General features: G+C 38.9%; 20 protein-coding genes, 1 pseudogene and 1 riboswitch. Of the genes and pseudogenes, 10 read left to right on the top strand and 11 right to left on the bottom strand.

Features of this window, described 5'->3' with window-relative positions:
• Positions 1-437, bottom strand: a pseudogene (locus DS031_RS22915) (RNA-guided endonuclease InsQ/TnpB family protein); the annotation flags it as partial.
• A gap of 211 nt (positions 438-648) precedes the next feature.
• Positions 649-1,089, bottom strand: a complete 441-nt coding sequence (locus DS031_RS22910) for a ferritin-like domain-containing protein (protein WP_113808488.1) — start codon at positions 1,087-1,089, stop codon at positions 649-651.
• 196 nt (positions 1,090-1,285) lie between these two features.
• On the opposite strand from DS031_RS22910, the gene DS031_RS22905 reads away from it, so the two are divergent.
• The 3 genes from DS031_RS22905 to pssA all read left to right on the top strand — a co-directional run bounded on the left by DS031_RS22905 (position 1,286) and on the right by pssA (position 4,163).
• Positions 1,286-2,644, top strand: coding sequence for a TrkH family potassium uptake protein (locus tag DS031_RS22905; protein WP_425452007.1), 1,359 nt, complete (start codon positions 1,286-1,288; stop codon positions 2,642-2,644).
• Positions 2,645-2,807: 163 nt separating this feature from the next.
• Positions 2,808-3,275 carry a CBO0543 family protein gene (locus DS031_RS22900; protein ID WP_113808486.1) on the top strand — a complete coding sequence of 156 codons (468 nt, stop codon included), beginning with the start codon at positions 2,808-2,810 and terminating at the stop codon, positions 3,273-3,275.
• A gap of 189 nt (positions 3,276-3,464) precedes the next feature.
• Positions 3,465-4,163, top strand: coding sequence for a CDP-diacylglycerol--serine O-phosphatidyltransferase (pssA, locus tag DS031_RS22895; RefSeq protein ID WP_113808485.1), 699 nt, complete (start codon positions 3,465-3,467; stop codon positions 4,161-4,163).
• A 53-nt stretch (positions 4,164-4,216) separates the two neighbouring features.
• On the opposite strand, the gene DS031_RS22890 is transcribed toward pssA, so the two are convergent.
• A complete protein-coding gene (locus tag DS031_RS22890) occupies positions 4,217-4,813 on the bottom strand; it encodes a class D sortase (RefSeq protein WP_113808484.1) in 597 nt (198 codons plus the stop codon).
• Positions 4,814-4,820: 7 nt separating this feature from the next.
• Positions 4,821-5,786, bottom strand: coding sequence for a processed acidic surface protein (locus DS031_RS22885; protein ID WP_113808483.1), 966 nt, complete (start codon positions 5,784-5,786; stop codon positions 4,821-4,823).
• Between the two features lie 231 nt (positions 5,787-6,017).
• Positions 6,018-6,107, top strand: a riboswitch (cyclic di-GMP riboswitch).
• Between the two features lie 54 nt (positions 6,108-6,161).
• On the opposite strand from DS031_RS22885, the gene DS031_RS24535 reads away from it, so the two are divergent.
• A complete protein-coding gene (locus DS031_RS24535; RefSeq protein WP_281269156.1) occupies positions 6,162-6,287 on the top strand; it encodes a hypothetical protein in 126 nt (41 codons plus the stop codon).
• 94 nt (positions 6,288-6,381) lie between these two features.
• On the opposite strand, the gene DS031_RS22880 is transcribed toward DS031_RS24535, so the two are convergent.
• Complete coding sequence (locus DS031_RS22880) at positions 6,382-6,666, bottom strand: DUF3817 domain-containing protein (protein WP_113808482.1); 285 nt, start codon at positions 6,664-6,666, stop codon at positions 6,382-6,384.
• 771 nt (positions 6,667-7,437) lie between these two features.
• Here DS031_RS22880 and DS031_RS24365 point away from each other — a divergent pair.
• From DS031_RS24365 to DS031_RS24770, 4 genes are all read left to right on the top strand, one after another.
• Complete coding sequence (locus tag DS031_RS24365) at positions 7,438-9,432, top strand: tetratricopeptide repeat protein (RefSeq protein WP_245947629.1); 1,995 nt, start codon at positions 7,438-7,440, stop codon at positions 9,430-9,432.
• Between the two features lie 204 nt (positions 9,433-9,636).
• A complete protein-coding gene (locus tag DS031_RS22870; protein ID WP_181833297.1) occupies positions 9,637-10,353 on the top strand; it encodes a LysM peptidoglycan-binding domain-containing protein in 717 nt (238 codons plus the stop codon).
• 434 nt (positions 10,354-10,787) lie between these two features.
• Positions 10,788-11,027 carry a hypothetical protein gene (locus DS031_RS22865; protein ID WP_113808480.1) on the top strand — a complete coding sequence of 80 codons (240 nt, stop codon included), beginning with the start codon at positions 10,788-10,790 and terminating at the stop codon, positions 11,025-11,027.
• Positions 11,024-11,122: a winged helix-turn-helix domain-containing protein gene (locus tag DS031_RS24770; protein ID WP_113808489.1), complete on the top strand. Its 99-nt coding sequence runs from the start codon at positions 11,024-11,026 to the stop codon at positions 11,120-11,122. The genes DS031_RS22865 and DS031_RS24770 overlap by 4 nt, the downstream gene beginning before the upstream one ends.
• A gap of 58 nt (positions 11,123-11,180) precedes the next feature.
• Here the strand turns inward: DS031_RS24770 and DS031_RS22855 are convergent, their stop codons facing one another.
• On the bottom strand, positions 11,181-11,867 hold the full coding sequence (locus tag DS031_RS22855; protein WP_113808479.1) for an N-acetylmuramoyl-L-alanine amidase: 687 nt from the start codon (positions 11,865-11,867) through the stop codon (positions 11,181-11,183).
• Positions 11,864-12,052, bottom strand: coding sequence for a YvrJ family protein (locus DS031_RS22850; protein ID WP_113808478.1), 189 nt, complete (start codon positions 12,050-12,052; stop codon positions 11,864-11,866). Before DS031_RS22850 ends, DS031_RS22855 begins: the two co-directional genes overlap by 4 nt.
• A 73-nt stretch (positions 12,053-12,125) precedes the next feature.
• Between DS031_RS22850 and DS031_RS22845 the strand changes: the two genes are divergently transcribed.
• On the top strand, positions 12,126-12,500 hold the full coding sequence (locus DS031_RS22845; RefSeq protein WP_113808477.1) for a hypothetical protein: 375 nt from the start codon (positions 12,126-12,128) through the stop codon (positions 12,498-12,500).
• Positions 12,501-12,527: 27 nt separating this feature from the next.
• Here the strand turns inward: DS031_RS22845 and DS031_RS22840 are convergent, their stop codons facing one another.
• Both DS031_RS22840 and DS031_RS22835 read right to left on the bottom strand, forming a co-directional pair.
• Positions 12,528-12,746, bottom strand: coding sequence for a DUF2922 domain-containing protein (locus tag DS031_RS22840; RefSeq protein ID WP_113808476.1), 219 nt, complete (start codon positions 12,744-12,746; stop codon positions 12,528-12,530).
• A 35-nt stretch (positions 12,747-12,781) separates the two neighbouring features.
• Positions 12,782-12,961 (bottom strand): DUF1659 domain-containing protein, encoded by a 180-nt coding sequence (locus DS031_RS22835; protein ID WP_245947628.1) that lies wholly within the window; start codon positions 12,959-12,961, stop codon positions 12,782-12,784.
• 225 nt (positions 12,962-13,186) lie between these two features.
• On the opposite strand from DS031_RS22835, the gene DS031_RS22830 reads away from it, so the two are divergent.
• Positions 13,187-13,930, top strand: a complete 744-nt coding sequence (locus tag DS031_RS22830) for a MerR family transcriptional regulator (protein WP_113808475.1) — start codon at positions 13,187-13,189, stop codon at positions 13,928-13,930.
• Between the two features lie 148 nt (positions 13,931-14,078).
• Here DS031_RS22830 and DS031_RS23910 read toward each other — a convergent pair whose 3' ends face one another.
• Positions 14,079-14,222 (bottom strand): hypothetical protein, encoded by a 144-nt coding sequence (locus tag DS031_RS23910; protein ID WP_181833296.1) that lies wholly within the window; start codon positions 14,220-14,222, stop codon positions 14,079-14,081.
• Between the two features lie 266 nt (positions 14,223-14,488).
• A complete protein-coding gene (locus DS031_RS22825) occupies positions 14,489-14,707 on the bottom strand; it encodes a hypothetical protein (RefSeq protein ID WP_113808474.1) in 219 nt (72 codons plus the stop codon).
• Between the last annotated feature and the right edge of the window lie 148 nt (positions 14,708-14,855).

The following is a 14,855-nucleotide window of genomic DNA, read 5'->3' as shown; positions in this document are numbered from 1 at the left end:
TTCACATTTCCTGGAGGGACTTTAGGCAGTTTAAGTGTTAATCTAGGCTGACGTTTGCCATTCCATATTCCTAATGAAAGGGTGATTTTCTTCCCTTCAAGTGTAAACGATTCTCCGACCCATTTGGGGTTGAACACAAATTTATGCTTCCAAGGATAGCGGACATTGAATCCTGCTTTTCTCGCTTTTTGCGCGCCCTCTCTTGCTTGAAGGAATTTATGAGCGACAGCTTGAATCGTTTGGCTGTGAAGAGGATAGAGCCCTTTTATTTCTTTTTGAAGATCGCTCTTGGTGATCCATCCACCACCGAGCCGGTAATAATAACGAGCGATTTGAACACAATCATTCCAAACAACGGCACAAAGCCGGCGGATGTCAAACAACTTTTGAATAATAGTAGAAGAAGCAGAAAACGGGACTTTCATCGTTCGATACATGGATTTCACCTCCGTACTTCTATTTTACTACCAAGAACAAAAGTTCGCATATAGGAAGATGTGATTATTTTTTATTTTCAAACACCAAAACAAAAACGCCATTCATCCCCCACCTAAAATGCCATTGAATTTTTGAGGAAGGGGACTTCTGGCTGAATTTCGTTAAAAAAGATACAGATTCATTCTCTGCATCTTTTTCATGATTCAAAAATTATCTTGCTTTCGTAAAATAATATAAAAACCAGACCGCATGATTTTGTTCATCCGCTGCAGCGCGGCGAAACACTTCTTTTATAAAAGGATCCTGCGCTTCTTCTGCAATCTCTAAATAAAAATCAACCGTTTTTTGTTCATCTTGTATGGCAAACTCTAAACCGTTTTTATACTTGTTTGGACACGTTTCTATAATTTTAGGCTGCGGTTGTCTGCCTGTCAGTCTGCTATAAATTTGTGTAAACTGTTGAAAATGCCTCCTTTCATCTTGGCGAATTTCACGGATTCGATTTTTTTCTTCTTCAGTAGGCGCCATTCCCGCTAATTTCCCATAACATGAAATCGCATTGTACTCTCCATTAATCGCTTTTTCAAGATCACGGATTAGCTTTTCCTGCTGTCTGTTTGGCATAGAATGGTGATAATAATAAGGATACATCCCTTTTCCTCCCCATCGTTAATCACCTTATTTTATGGAAGAAATGAACAATAGGTGAATGCTGATCGATACCACACCGCTCTTTCTCCCGCTGTAAGAAGAACAAGCTGCTAATTATTAACTTGAATTTCCTCTTTTTATTTGTAAAAATTAAAGCTATGCTTCTCTACTTTCGCATTTAAAGGAATGAATGATCATGAATCAGCAAAAAAAGAACAAGGGGATGTCCCGGCTCTCCACTGTCCAGCTCATTGTTTTGCTTTATTTAGGCGCCTCTATTATCGCAACGATTCTTTTATCGCTGCCCATTGCCCATAAACCTGGTGTAGAGTGGAGTTTTATTGATGCTTTGTTTACAGCAATTAGCGCAATTAGTGTAACAGGATTAACCGTTGTGTCAACAGCAGATACGTTTAATACGATTGGGGTTTTCTTTTTAATTTTTATTCTGCAGTTTGGCGGTATCGGCATTATGACACTCGGAACGTTTGTATGGCTGTTGTTCGGAAAAAAAATCGGCATGCGTGAGCGGCAGTTAATTATGACCGACCAAAATCGCTCAACATTTGCAGGATTAGTGAAGCTCATGAAGCAAATTTTAGGGTTAATTCTTGCGATTGAAGCGGTTGGTGCTCTTATACTAGGTATTTACTTTTTGCAGTTTTTCCCCTCATGGCAGGAAGCATTTCTGCAGGGAATGTTTGCCTCCATTAGTGCAACAACAAATGCCGGCTTTGATATTACAGGTGCATCACTTATTCCATTTGCAAATGACTATTTTGTACAGTTTATTAATATTATTCTGTTAATACTCGGTGCAATTGGCTTTCCTGTTCTCATTGAAGTAAAAGAGCTTTTTACATACAAAGGAAAAACACCTTATCGTTTTTCACTGTTTACAAAACTTACAACCGCAACGTTTTTCTCATTAGTTGCATTTGGAACGCTTGCGATTTGGCTGTTTGAATTCAATCATTTTTTTAGTGATAAAACATGGCATGAGTCGTTTTTTTATTCATTATTTCAATCCGTGTCAACGCGAAACGGCGGCTTAGCGACCATGAATATGAGCGAATTTTCAGCACCAACCTTAATGACAATCAGCGGGTTAATGTTTATCGGCGCCTCCCCGAGCAGTGTCGGCGGCGGCATTCGAACCACAACATTTGCAATTGTTGTATTAAGCATTTTCTTTTATGGAAAAGGGAAAGACACCATTAAAATTTTCAAAAGAGAAATTGATCCCAATGATATTTTAAAATCGTTTATCGTCTTCGGAACAGCAATCTTTATTTGTTTAACAGCCGTTACCATGATGACGTTTCTTGAGCCGTCGTTTACATTAATGGAAATTATTTTTGAAGTGTGTTCAGCGTTCGGAACAACTGGGCTATCGATGGGAATTACTCCAGAGCTTCATACGAGTGGAAAAATCATTATGATTGCGCTCATGTTTATTGGAAGAATCGGCATTTTCTCCTTCCTCTTTCTCATCCGCGGCACCGAAGCACCGGAACAGTTTCATTATCCGAAAGAGAAAATTATTATCGGCTAAGAAATTAACAAAAAATAGGAAGGTCACTCATTTGAGCGGCCTTCCTATTTTAGCTAATTATTTTTTAAAGCAAAAATATAGCCAATTAAAGCAGTAATAAGTATGAAAAAATTTAAAAAGAAAATGCTAAAGTTGTAAAAGTTTTAAAAAGGGGGTTCTTTTTTTGAGGGAAAAACTAATTCTTTATGGACTATCAATATTGGGCTTACTATGCCTGCCGTTTGCACTTAAGCGGCAGCCGCGAAAGGATTGGATGATCGTTTTTTTACTAAAAACACTGATTTCTGGCTTTTTAGGAAATATTATTGCCGCAAAAAAATGGATTGAGTTTCCGATTCGATTGTTTCCGAAAGCTTTTCACAGCAGTGTATTGTACGATAATTTACTGTTTCCGCTTCTTTGTGTGTATTACAACCAAACAACCTATCGATCCAAAACACTAGGGATGATCTTGCAAGCTTTTTTATACAGTGCCCCGATGACAGCCATTGAATATTGGGTGGAGCGAAAAACAGATCTAATTGATTATAAAAAATGGACATGGTATTATACATTTTTTTCTTTAGCAGGGACTTTCTTGTTCGTACGCGGGACGATAGGCTGGATTCGAAAAACTTCGCCTACTGAATAATGGTATACTAGCTATAAACTTACTGATAAGAGGTTGTCTCAAAAGCACAGGGTCAGACCCTATAGAGACAGCCTCTTGTTATATTTTTTAAATCATTATTGCTTTTTTAAGAGGAAAATTTCCTGATCGTAAAGAAAGAGATGATAACAACAAATAAACGTTAACATTTATGGAGGGTGATAATGATTCATGCGATTTACGAAAAGTATTCCGAACATGTTTACACTTGGAAATCTTTATTGTGGTTTTCTTGCAATAGGATTTACGGCTAATGGCCAGCATAAAAATGCAGCCATCTTGATTTTAATTGGCATGATGCTCGATAGTATGGATGGCCGGCTCGCTCGAATGTTAGATGCGGATAGTGCTTTAGGGAAAGAACTCGATTCACTCGCAGATATTGTTACGTTCGGAGCAGCTCCTTCCTTTTTAATATACTATACATATTTCTTTCAATTTGGATTATTAGGATTTGTGGTTGCCGGACTATTTCCTTTGTTTGGTGCTTATCGTTTAGCCCGCTTTAATATTAGCTCGCCTAAATCTTCTCAGCATTATTTTATTGGAGTCCCAATCACTGCTGCTGGAGGCATATTAGCGCTGCTTACCTTATTTGGTAATAAAATTCCGCAAATTATTATAACCGTTATCTTCACAGCGCTATGCTTTTTAATGGTTAGTAAAATTCGCCTACCAAGCTTCAAAGAAATTCCCCTCCCGAAATACGGAACGATTGTGACAGTATTTTTAGGCTGTCTTTTATATGTGATCTATACTGGAACTTACGGACGCCAGTTTCCTTATCTTATTTATATCGCCGCTCCTCTCTATATTACTTATGTTGCATACCGATTTGTAAAAAGAACGCACAAAAAGAATGAAAATTAAGTGCCAGCGATCTCCTCACAAAAAAAAGAACAGGAGACCCTGTTCTTTTTTTGTTAACTATGAGGCGTTTTAGTTCTCAGCAGGTCTGCAACTAATACATAGCGCTGCTCGGCATCTCCAATAAAATGAAATGGATAACATGTTGTAATCGTTAATGTGCTTTTTGGCTTTGGAACCATGACTGTTTGATCATCTTTATCAACAATTCGCACTTTCTTCACTTTATACAAAAACTCACCAGCTTTTGTGGAAACAATCAGCACATCATTTATACCAATATTCCCTAACCCGCGAAAGGCTGTATCACGGTGTCCTGATAAAATCGAATTATTACGTTCACCAGGAAGCACACTGCGCGGGTAATGTCCGACCCCTTTTTTTAATGTTTCTGCATCTGTCCCTTGAAAAATGGAGAGCGAGCGATTTAATTTTGGAATCGTTAAAACGCCAATTTCCTCACCGATTTCCGGAACATCGCTGTACAGCTTTTCTTTTGCTTCTGCTTTGACTTTTTCTTTCTCAGCAAATTCGTCTTCATGAATGATTGGCTTACTCGATGCTGATAGTCCTAGGATTAAGGAGGAAACATTACTGGTCAACATCACGACACCAACTGCAATGAAGACAGCTGCTGCCCATCTTTTCCACATGTTAGTTTTATACCTTTTCAGTTTTTCTTGAAAAACGATACAGCATGCAGCCTGCAATGAGAAGCAGGAAGCCAATCAAGGCATTTAACCAATATGGTGAAGCCGTGTTTGGAAGCTTTTCGTCATGTAAAAGATCAGTTAGCTCTCCTGCCATATCGCCAACATCCGTTAACTTCCCTCCAGCATCGAGAAGAAAATCAGAAGTAAACATATCATCGGACAGCTGCATATCCATCAGCAAATTCCCTTCAAAATCGAACAACTCAATAAATAAGCTGTTTTCGTTTAATGTTTCAAGCTTTATTAAGTCTGCATAGGAAATCGCTGTTTTTGTTCCATTACGATCCACAAGATAAAAGTTTCCTTTCAAATGATAAGCCGTAAGCATCGCTTCCCAAATACTGATTAGCTCTGCTTCCTGTTTCTCTGTTAACTGCGTTAAATCTTCCATCATCATAAACGGCTCCATTCGCGCTTCAATTTTTGCCATTTCCGCTTCTAAAACCGTTTCATCAAGTGCCATAAGATGGTTAAATAACTTTTCCACTTCCTCTTCCGTTAAGCCAATTTGAGCAAGGAAAGCTTCTGCTTCTTCCATCACTTCATCATGATTCATATAAAAATCAACAGCCATTTCTAAATCTTCAATAAACTGATAATCAGCTGTACTTTCTCCAAATTCTGCTAACAATACATCTAATTCTTCCCTGGTAAGGTTATAGCTCTGAAGCAGTTCCGCTAAGTTTTCATCATTGATTGGTGTACCTAGCATCATCTCTAAATCTTCAATCGTTTCAAAATCCGCTGTGGTAAGTTCATAATAGCTTAAATAATCTTCTAATTCTTCCATTGTCCAATTCATCTCAGTAAGAAGTTCGGTAATCTCTTCTTCAGTTGGTGCTGCAAACGTTGTGTGAATCGTTAAATTGCTGAAGATGAAAAGGATTGCTGTGAAGTACAGGAATTTAGACATATTTTATACCTCCATTTTATAGGGTTTTAGAGGTAGTATTTGTTATCAAAAGAAAATATATGAAGGTTTTTAGTTAATATTAGAAAATGAGGAAAGGATAATGATGAAAAATGCATTAGAAAATTGGAGGAAACATGTTAAAAGTTATTTAATAGTTCTATTAACCTATTTACAATTACAAATATTTCATTTTGTTTAAAAGGATATTTCTTTATATAATAAAAAAGTCTCGTACGCTAAGGGCAAAATTGCTGAAAGGCAATGACGCAAAGCTAGAGGGGCTTCATCGGCGCATTTCCGATATGCCAGCCAGCTACTGACTAACGGCGGCCTCCGTACGGTCAATACGTCACTTATTGAGGAGGATATCACAATATGTTTTTAACCCCGGAGGAAATTCAGCAAAAGAAAAAGCGCAAACTGCTTTTAATGAAACTGTCTATTCCAATAATTGCCATCGCTGTAGGAGCTTTAATTGCGTTACTCGGAAGCAGCTTGTAAATTAGAAAGAAACCACGCTCTCATGATGGTGAGAGCTTTTATTAATACATGGAAACAAAAAGAGGAGCCGCTTTTTCCGGGCTCCTCTTTCTTATTACTCACGCACTAACTTCGCATCAAAAATAAACGGTCCAAATGGAATCACTGATGAGATCACCGCAAGCATCGATTTTACAATCGACCAGCGAAACGCAAACTTCATATACACAATCGCCATAATATACAGCACGAACAGCCCGCCGTGTATCGCTCCCACTACTGTTACCGCAAGCGGATAATCAAACATATACTTCAGCGGCATCGCAATTCCAAGCAGCAGCAAAAACGAAATACCCTCCGAAAAGCCAATCATGCGAAACAAACTAAGCGGATTTTTCATATATAAATCCTCTCCTAACCAAAAAATTTATCACTATTTCTTATTTATAGTTTATTCCTTACCAGTATAACAATGATTGTCCTTATGAAACGATGTTATTCTAGCAGTTTTATGACATTTTAGCTTTATATTGTCCTCTCCATGTGGATTTTTTGGTTGAATGTCTTTTTGCGGGGTCTGACCCCGCAAAAAGACATTGGAAAAGGCGAACCGAGTTTACTCAGTTCGCCTTCATATATTAATTCTCATGCTTAATTTTACTAAAAACTTGCCGCGGTACTATTTCTACGCTTTTCATGGAAAACCTTAGATGGCAGAACCCCTACCTCTGTCCCGCTCTTACGGCTCCTTGGCCGCGCCAGTACCAGTACCGATCTCGTCTGGTACAAATAAGGCATAATCAGTGTTTTCGCAGAACGCCAGAAAAATTTACCGTAAAATCTTTCAATGAAAATCTTTATATTTAAATGGAATTATCGTCGTTACAAGGGTTATTCATAAATCCAATGCCTCAGCACGTTTATTATCATACTATCTTTAAGAGAAAAAGTCAAATCCTGTCATCTATCTCTTCATATGTCTTTCTCACGTGTACTTTTTAGGGCAAATGTCTTTTTGCGGGGTCAGACCCCTACAAAAAGCCGCTTGTATAAACCTTCTATGAACCTGTAATAATGATAATAAAATCTACTATTATTTACCGATAATCCTTCTTAATATGATAGATTTAAAGTAGGTAACCACTATATTCCTTTGATAGGAGTGAAAAGCATGAATACGAAAATAGGCAGAAATGATCCTTGTCTATGCGGAAGCGGAAAAAAATATAAAAAGTGCTGTGCCAAAAGCAAAGTCGTCTCCATTGATCGACTTGTTGATCATGAACTTATGGTGCTGCAAACAGATATTCTTGGCTATGCTTTTCATCATTATGAAGAAGACTTAGCCGAACTAACAGAAGAGCTTCTTGAAGAGTACGACATTCCTGATGAAGTAACCGAAATATTTGTTTTTCACTGCAGTCTTTGGGCCATTGCCACACTGCCTTTTCATAACGGGACCATTTTAGAAGAATACATTACAAATCATGCTGCTTCGATTAAACGGCCAAAAGTTCGCGAACTATTAAAAGCATGGACAAAGCCTTCCCCTTCAGCACTTCGCGTCTTAAAGGATGAAGGAAACGGGATGTTTTTAATGAAACATCTTTTTACAGAGAAGCAGGAACACGTAAAAATCTTAGAAGAAGAACATTATCCAAAAGAAGGCAGCATGATTTTAGGAATACTCGTTCCATTTCATGATCAGACCACCTTTTTTACAACCTTTATTGATTTCCCACTTGAAGAAGCCGACAGCATTGAGCCTTATTTACTGAGGCTCCTTGAAACATCAGAAGAAATTCCATCGGCAGAAGCTTGGCTTTTTGGGGACTTTCCAGATGTTTTATATGAAGCACTCATCGGCAGTACCATTCATCTCGTGATGGAAAATATCGAATGGGAAAAAGAATCATACCGTGAAGTGATTGAACTTCTAAAAAAAGAAATGCGAACAGAACAATTCGGCGAGGAATTTACACAAACGGCGATCATGCTTTGGCTTCGCTATTGTGAAAAACGAAAGCCAACGATTCGCAATCCGCGTCTATATGCTGCCGGCTTACAATATCTTCTCTATACAATCACAAATCCTTTGGGAGAAAGTTCTGTTTCGCAAAAAGACCTCGGCAAGCAGTACGGTGTCTCAGCGAGCAGTGTGTCAACTAAATTTCGGGAAATAGAAGATGTGTTAGAAGATGAACTGTTGGAGCTTCATGAAGCATTATGGGAAGTAGATCTAGAAGAAACACGACCTTCCCCCGTTCCTATTGAAAGACTTCGCATGGAACAAGAAATGAGAGCCATTCAACAAGAAATCGAAAACAGGGACTTCGCTTCTGTTGAAGAAATAAATAACTATTTAAATCAGCGGAAAAGCAATCCAACCAGCATGAAAATGACAGGCTCAAAGCGGGACCAAGCACAAGAACTATTATATGAAGCCTATGAAGCACCAGAAACAAGCCAAGTTGAGCTTGCCAAAAAAGCACTAGAACTTTACCCGAACAGCCCGGATGCCTACATTTTACTAGGTGAACATGCAGATTCACCATCAAAAGCACTGGAATGCTATGAAAAAGCAGTCGAAGCCGGTGAACAAGACTTAGGGAAAACGTTCTTTAACGAAAATAAAGGTCATTTCTGGGGACTTATTGAAACAAGACCGTATATGCGCGCGAAATTAATGGCCGCCCAAGCGCTGTGGAATCGCGGTGATATTACAAAAGCCTTACAGCATTATCAAGACATGCTCGAACTAAATCCAAATGATAACCAAGGCGTTCGCTACCTGCTTCTTCATGCATACTTAAAACTAGAACGAGCTGACCAAGCAGAAGCGCTTTTCGCTCAATATAAAGATGACTATACGGCACACTTTTTATACAACCGCATTCTCGTTTCCTATATGAAAAACGGCATCACAAGCAAACTTTCCAAACTGCTTAAGGAAGCCCAAAAACAAAATGCCTTTGTTCTCCCGTATTTATTAAAACAAAAACAAATTCCAGCGGATTCATTTAACTATGTTGGCTTTGGCGACGAAACCGAAGCCGCCGCCTACGCCCAAGAACATGCTTTAATATGGTGGCGTGAAACCGAACTGCTCGACTATATAAAGCAGCAAACGCACGATAAAAAAGGCACAAAAATTCAGAAAAAGTAAACAAAAAAGCATGAGGAAATTTTCCCTCATGCTTTTTCGTCCTCTCCACGTGGACTTTTTGGAGTGATTGTCTTTTTGTGGGGTCAGACCCCTTGCTCAGCCTTTCACAACAGCCCTCTTTTTTTGGGGTTTACAAACTATCAAAACGGGTATAGAAATGTAAGCGACTTAAATAGGTTTTTCATGTTAAGAGGGGGTTCATTTATGACTTTGAAAAAACAAAGAAAAGGCAACAAACAACGCCAACTTGTCAAAACAAAAAAAAGCCTATTCTTACATACGGTCCTCGTTGCCGCTCTGGCCATAAGTACCTTTCTAGCTTCTAGCGCTAACTATGCTGATGCTCATGTAAGCATACATGTTGTTAAAAAAGGAGATACACTTTGGAGTCTTGCGCAAAAACATCATGTTACCGTCCAGCAAATTATGAATGCAAACGGCTTATCTTCTCACACGATTTATATCGGCGAAAAATTAGAACTGCCTGGTAAGGATCTACCTCCTGCTGCTTTAAAAATGGAAAGACCAGCACCCGTGAGAACAGATCTCCCAAAGCCGCCTGCACCGGAAACAAGAAATAACAATACGAAAGCAACTTACACTGTTGTTTCAAAGGATACACTGTGGTCGATTTCACAAAAATTCGGCATGTCAGTTGCGGAATTAAAAGCACTAAATGGTTTAAAAAGCAATTTAATTTATATCGGACAGCAGTTAAAGGTAAAAACAGCAACCGCGACCATTACAGCAACTGTCGTTGGAGCCGTTGATCCTCATACCGTTGAATTCGAACGAAACGGGACATTCTTTAGCCTTCAAGTTCCATACAGTACAGCAGAATCGTTTCAAGAATTAATCGGAGAAAAGATTTCAATTTCCTATCAAGAAGAAACCCGTACTCTTATTTCGTGGAGTAAATAAGAAATTATAATACATCTAAAAAATGGAAGGCTGACGCACATAAAGCGATCAGCCTTTTTACTTCTGATTACATTTCTTCTCTTATCTCAACTTGTTTTATAATTTCGCAGGATTGTCTCCTAATACAAACAGGATGACCTTTTGTCTTTCTGGAGTGTACTTTGGTGATGAATATCTTTTTGCAGGGTTAAATCCCTTTAAAAAAAAGTAAATTTATTATGTGAAATTTACTTTTTTTACTCTCTTTTTAATGATAAAATACTATCATTATTCCAATTATTATTACTTTTTCCTATTTATCCTTATAATAGTTACTTATACAAAAAATTTAAATAAGAAAATAAAACTACCATTAAAAAGAACATTTCTTTATTAAGATCTCTTCATTATTGTCTGAAAATTTATCATATTATTAAATGAAAGGATGAAAAAACATGAATAAAGTTGAATTTTTCTTAGAAGGTATTGAGGACAAGCCTGTGCAGAGTGATTATCAAGTTCCAACAGAAGTAATTATCGCAAATTCTGTTCAAGAGGCATGTAAAAAACTTGCAAAAAAACACAAAATGAAGCTTATTGATACCGAGACATTACTGAATTCACCCGACTACAGAAGTTATTTTCTGAACAATAAGAAAAAAACGTATATCTTTTATGTGAAAACCGTTTCATAATAATTGATGTACGCAAAAAAATTGAGCAAGATCCTGCAAAACCTAAATTTATTGTGACAGTATGCGGATTTGGCTATAAGTTCACACCACATTAAAACACACTTAAGATAATTCTAACTATTATCCTAAGTGTGTTTTTTTATCACTCCCTAATTATTCTCTCACAATAAACCCCTCAATCCCCTTCTTCTTAAGCTCCGCCGCAAAGCGCTCTGCATGGGTACGCTCACGAAATGCCCCAACTTGTACTTTATACAAGCCGCTCGTTTCAGGTTCCTCACCTTTCTGCACCGCTGCCTCTCGATACGGCACCCCTACCCACTCGCACATCACTTTTACAACTGCTTCTGCATACCGTCTTCGTTCTTCTATCGTATCAAGCTTGTTAAAATCATGCTCACTATCTAAAAAGCCGTACTCAATAATCACAGTTTTTACATGTCCAGTCTCACGGTGCATATAATAGTAGTCTTTGCCGCCGCTTCCTTTTCGGTTAAACACCCGGCGAAGCGGCATCCCGGAAGCTTCGAGCGCCTCGCCAATTTTCCTCGCCAAACAATCATTTGAAAAAATCGAGTAAATCGCCTCACAACCTGTACCCCCGCCTGCATTAAAATGATTGCTGATACAGTAGACGGCACCGCTGTTTCTTACAAGGGCGGTGCGCTCAGCTGGTATTAACGTCACATCTTTATCGCGCGTCAAAAGCACCGGAACACCGAGCGCTTTAAGGCGCTTATATTGATAAAGCGATACTTCAAGTGTCCAATCTTTTTCTTTTACCCCAAAAGCCACGGCACCCGGGTCTTTCCCTCCGTGTCCTGGATCAATGAGTATCATAAAATTTGACTCCTTTCTCTTTCTTGATAAACCGTTCGTTCATACGGCTCATCCTTCATCCGCTTTGGAAGCTCTACTATTGATTGATTCAGCATATCAAGCTTTCCTTCAATCCGGTAAAGCAGATAAAGCACGATCGTAATTGGAAAGCCAACCTCGCTTATTAAAGGAAGCCACTGTTCCATTCTGTTTTCCCCCTTCCCTAAACAATCGCATACAAGCCCACTCCCTCCCATACGTATAAAAAGAGGTGAAGTTATGAAAATATTAGCTGCGCATTCACAAAAACTTGCCGTGTTTACCGGCATCCTCGGCTCAATGGTTGCCCTTTATATCCTGTGGGCTTATCATCTTTTTCAGCCGCTTGATCCTTTTAACAGGTATGATAATGCTGTCTTTTCCTTTCATGCATTAAAGCACATTTGGTCACTCTTCTTTTTATTTCTTCCTGCCTGCCTCGCCTTTACAGCTGCCATTTTTCAAAAAGTGTATTTAATGGTCCTTGCATTCCTCATCAGTCTCCCTGCAGGTGAATATTTAGAAACTCAGCTTGGCACTTTCTTTTCTGTGCATCATCCCCTCTATCTTTACGCGGCCTCAATCCTATTGATGACGCTCAAAAAAAAGCAGTGAAAAAGGGAGCAGCCTGCCCCCTTTTTCTTATGGTAACGTTACATCGGCTACGTTTCGTTCTACAACACGTGCGCCTTTTTTTGCGATGAAGTCCCCGCCGCTTGATGTAAAGGCATTTTGTGTAATGACCGTATCCATTGCTGCTGAAACGGCCGCCGCATCCACTGGTTCGATTGGATCATCAAGTGAAATCGTCACTGTTTTGTTTTCACTGTTTACAAACTGAAGTTCAAGCTTTTTCGCCATCGAAAATCCTCCTTTCTAAAAGGTTAATAGGTTGTTTATGGTGCTAATGTGAAAGAATCATTGCGCTCTATGTCAAAAAGGGCATGCTGCTGCAGGGAAAGTAACGCGTTCGCTGTTGCATAAAGCTGATCCGCTGTTGCCGCTGTTTTTACATTATTGAAGCTCTTGTTTTTAAAAATCGGCTTCCCTTCCCCATCGACACCTGTTTCAAGCACAAGGCGAAGCTATGAATCTTGAATGTTTTGTGTTGCCATTTCTATCACCTCCTTCGCCTTATATATAGATGAGGAAGAGAAAAATGGGGGAAGCTTTTTTGAACCTTTTATCTTTCTGATATGCACAAAAGAGGATAAGTGCCTTTTTGCGACTTCTTTAGATTTTTGTATTGACCCTCACGTTAGGTGATACTTTATAGTAAGGATTGAAGGGAGGCTGACACGATGAAAGTAAAAGAAGCAGCTGCTTTAGTCGGCATTAGTGTGCGCACACTTCACCATTACGATAAAATCGGCTTACTAACTCCTGATCATCTAACTGAATCTGGTTATCGCCTTTACTCAGATCGCAACCTTGAAACATTACAGCAAATTTTATTTTTTAAAGAACTCGGCTTTTCATTAAAGCAAATAAAAGAAATTATCGATAGTCCTTCCTTTGATCGATACGAGGCATTCCTGCTGCAGCGAAACATGCTTCTCGAAAAACGCAGTCGACTCGATAAAATGATTGCCTTAATCGATAAAACGATTCAATATGAGAAAGGAGAAATTAGTATGACAAACAAAGAAAAATTTGAAGGCTTTGATTTTAGTGATAATCCATATGAACAAGAAGCGCGAAAACGGTGGGGAGATCAAGCGGTTGACGAAGCAAATGCGAAAGTTGGGAAGCTATCAAAAGAAGCACAAAAAGCGGTCGCTAAAAGATGGGATGCGATCTATACAAACCTTGCCTCGCTTCGAAACACTTCACCAGCATCCACTGACGCACAAGCAGCCATTAAAGAGTGGTATGATTTCTTAAACAATAACTTTGGCACTTACTCACTTGATACCTTTAAAGGGCTCGGTCAAATGTATGTGGACGACGAACGCTTCACAAAAAACATCGACAAATACGGAGAAGGCCTCTCCCTCTTCATGCGCGATGCGATGGCTGTTTTTGCCGATCAAAACAAAAAATAACAAGAAGCTCGTCAACCTAACCAATGAAACCGCCTCAACTAAAGAAGGAACAGCTCTCTTTCATTAATGAAAGAAAGCTGTTCCTTCTTCATATCCTTCTCACGTGGACTTTTAGGGGTAAATGTCTTTTTGCGGGGTCAGACCCCTATCAAAAAACACCTTTCAAAATATGTTTTAATTCTTCAATACATGATTTTGCACAGTCCATTTCGCCGTTATCCACTCTTTGAATCAACTTCTGCAAATCTTTTGCCAGAGAATTTCCTGCCGCCTCTTCTTCTGCTGCCTTCATCACGCTGCACACCTTTCCATCATTTTTCTGTATATGCGGTACTTTTATAATCTTTTACTTTATTATTTATATACACAGCATTCGAAAACGGGTAACATTTTTTGAAGAGACTAAGTTTACAGTTTCATTTCATTGTGATGACAAAGTGCAATGTCCTCTCCATTTGGACAAAACCAGCCAAATGTCCACGCGCGGGGTCAGACCCCTTAATGCACATATAAAAAGAAGCCTCATTTGCCTAATGAAACTTAGACAAATGAGGCCTTCTATATTTCTAATTTCCGATCCAAACAGCATTTTTTGTCCTCCTCATATGGACAAAACAGGGTAAATGTCTTTTTGCGGGGTCTGACCCCTTGATTGTCATAATCAATAATTTCGACTTCTACACCCTCTGGCGCAGATTCTACCTGGACCGCTCCGCCTCGAATCGCAATCACTACTTTTTGTTTTGGCAGAGAAAAATCTGAGCGGTTGCGAAACATCCCGGTTTCATCATAATGAACTTGAACTACCCCTACTTAACAACCTTACGGTTTGTTTGAAGAAGGGGATTCCTAAGAACACCAACCTATCGGTCAGTTATTGATTAGGCTATCCCTGTTGTTCCAACAGTTAGAAGTCTTATTGCTT

Origin of the sequence: Bacillus taeanensis (assembly GCF_003318295.1) — a bacterium.
Taxonomy (GTDB): Bacteria; Bacillota; Bacilli; order Bacillales; family UBA6769; genus Maribacillus; species Maribacillus taeanensis.
Note: the sequence above shows the minus strand (reverse complement) of the source record. Positions and strands in the feature narration are given on the sequence as shown.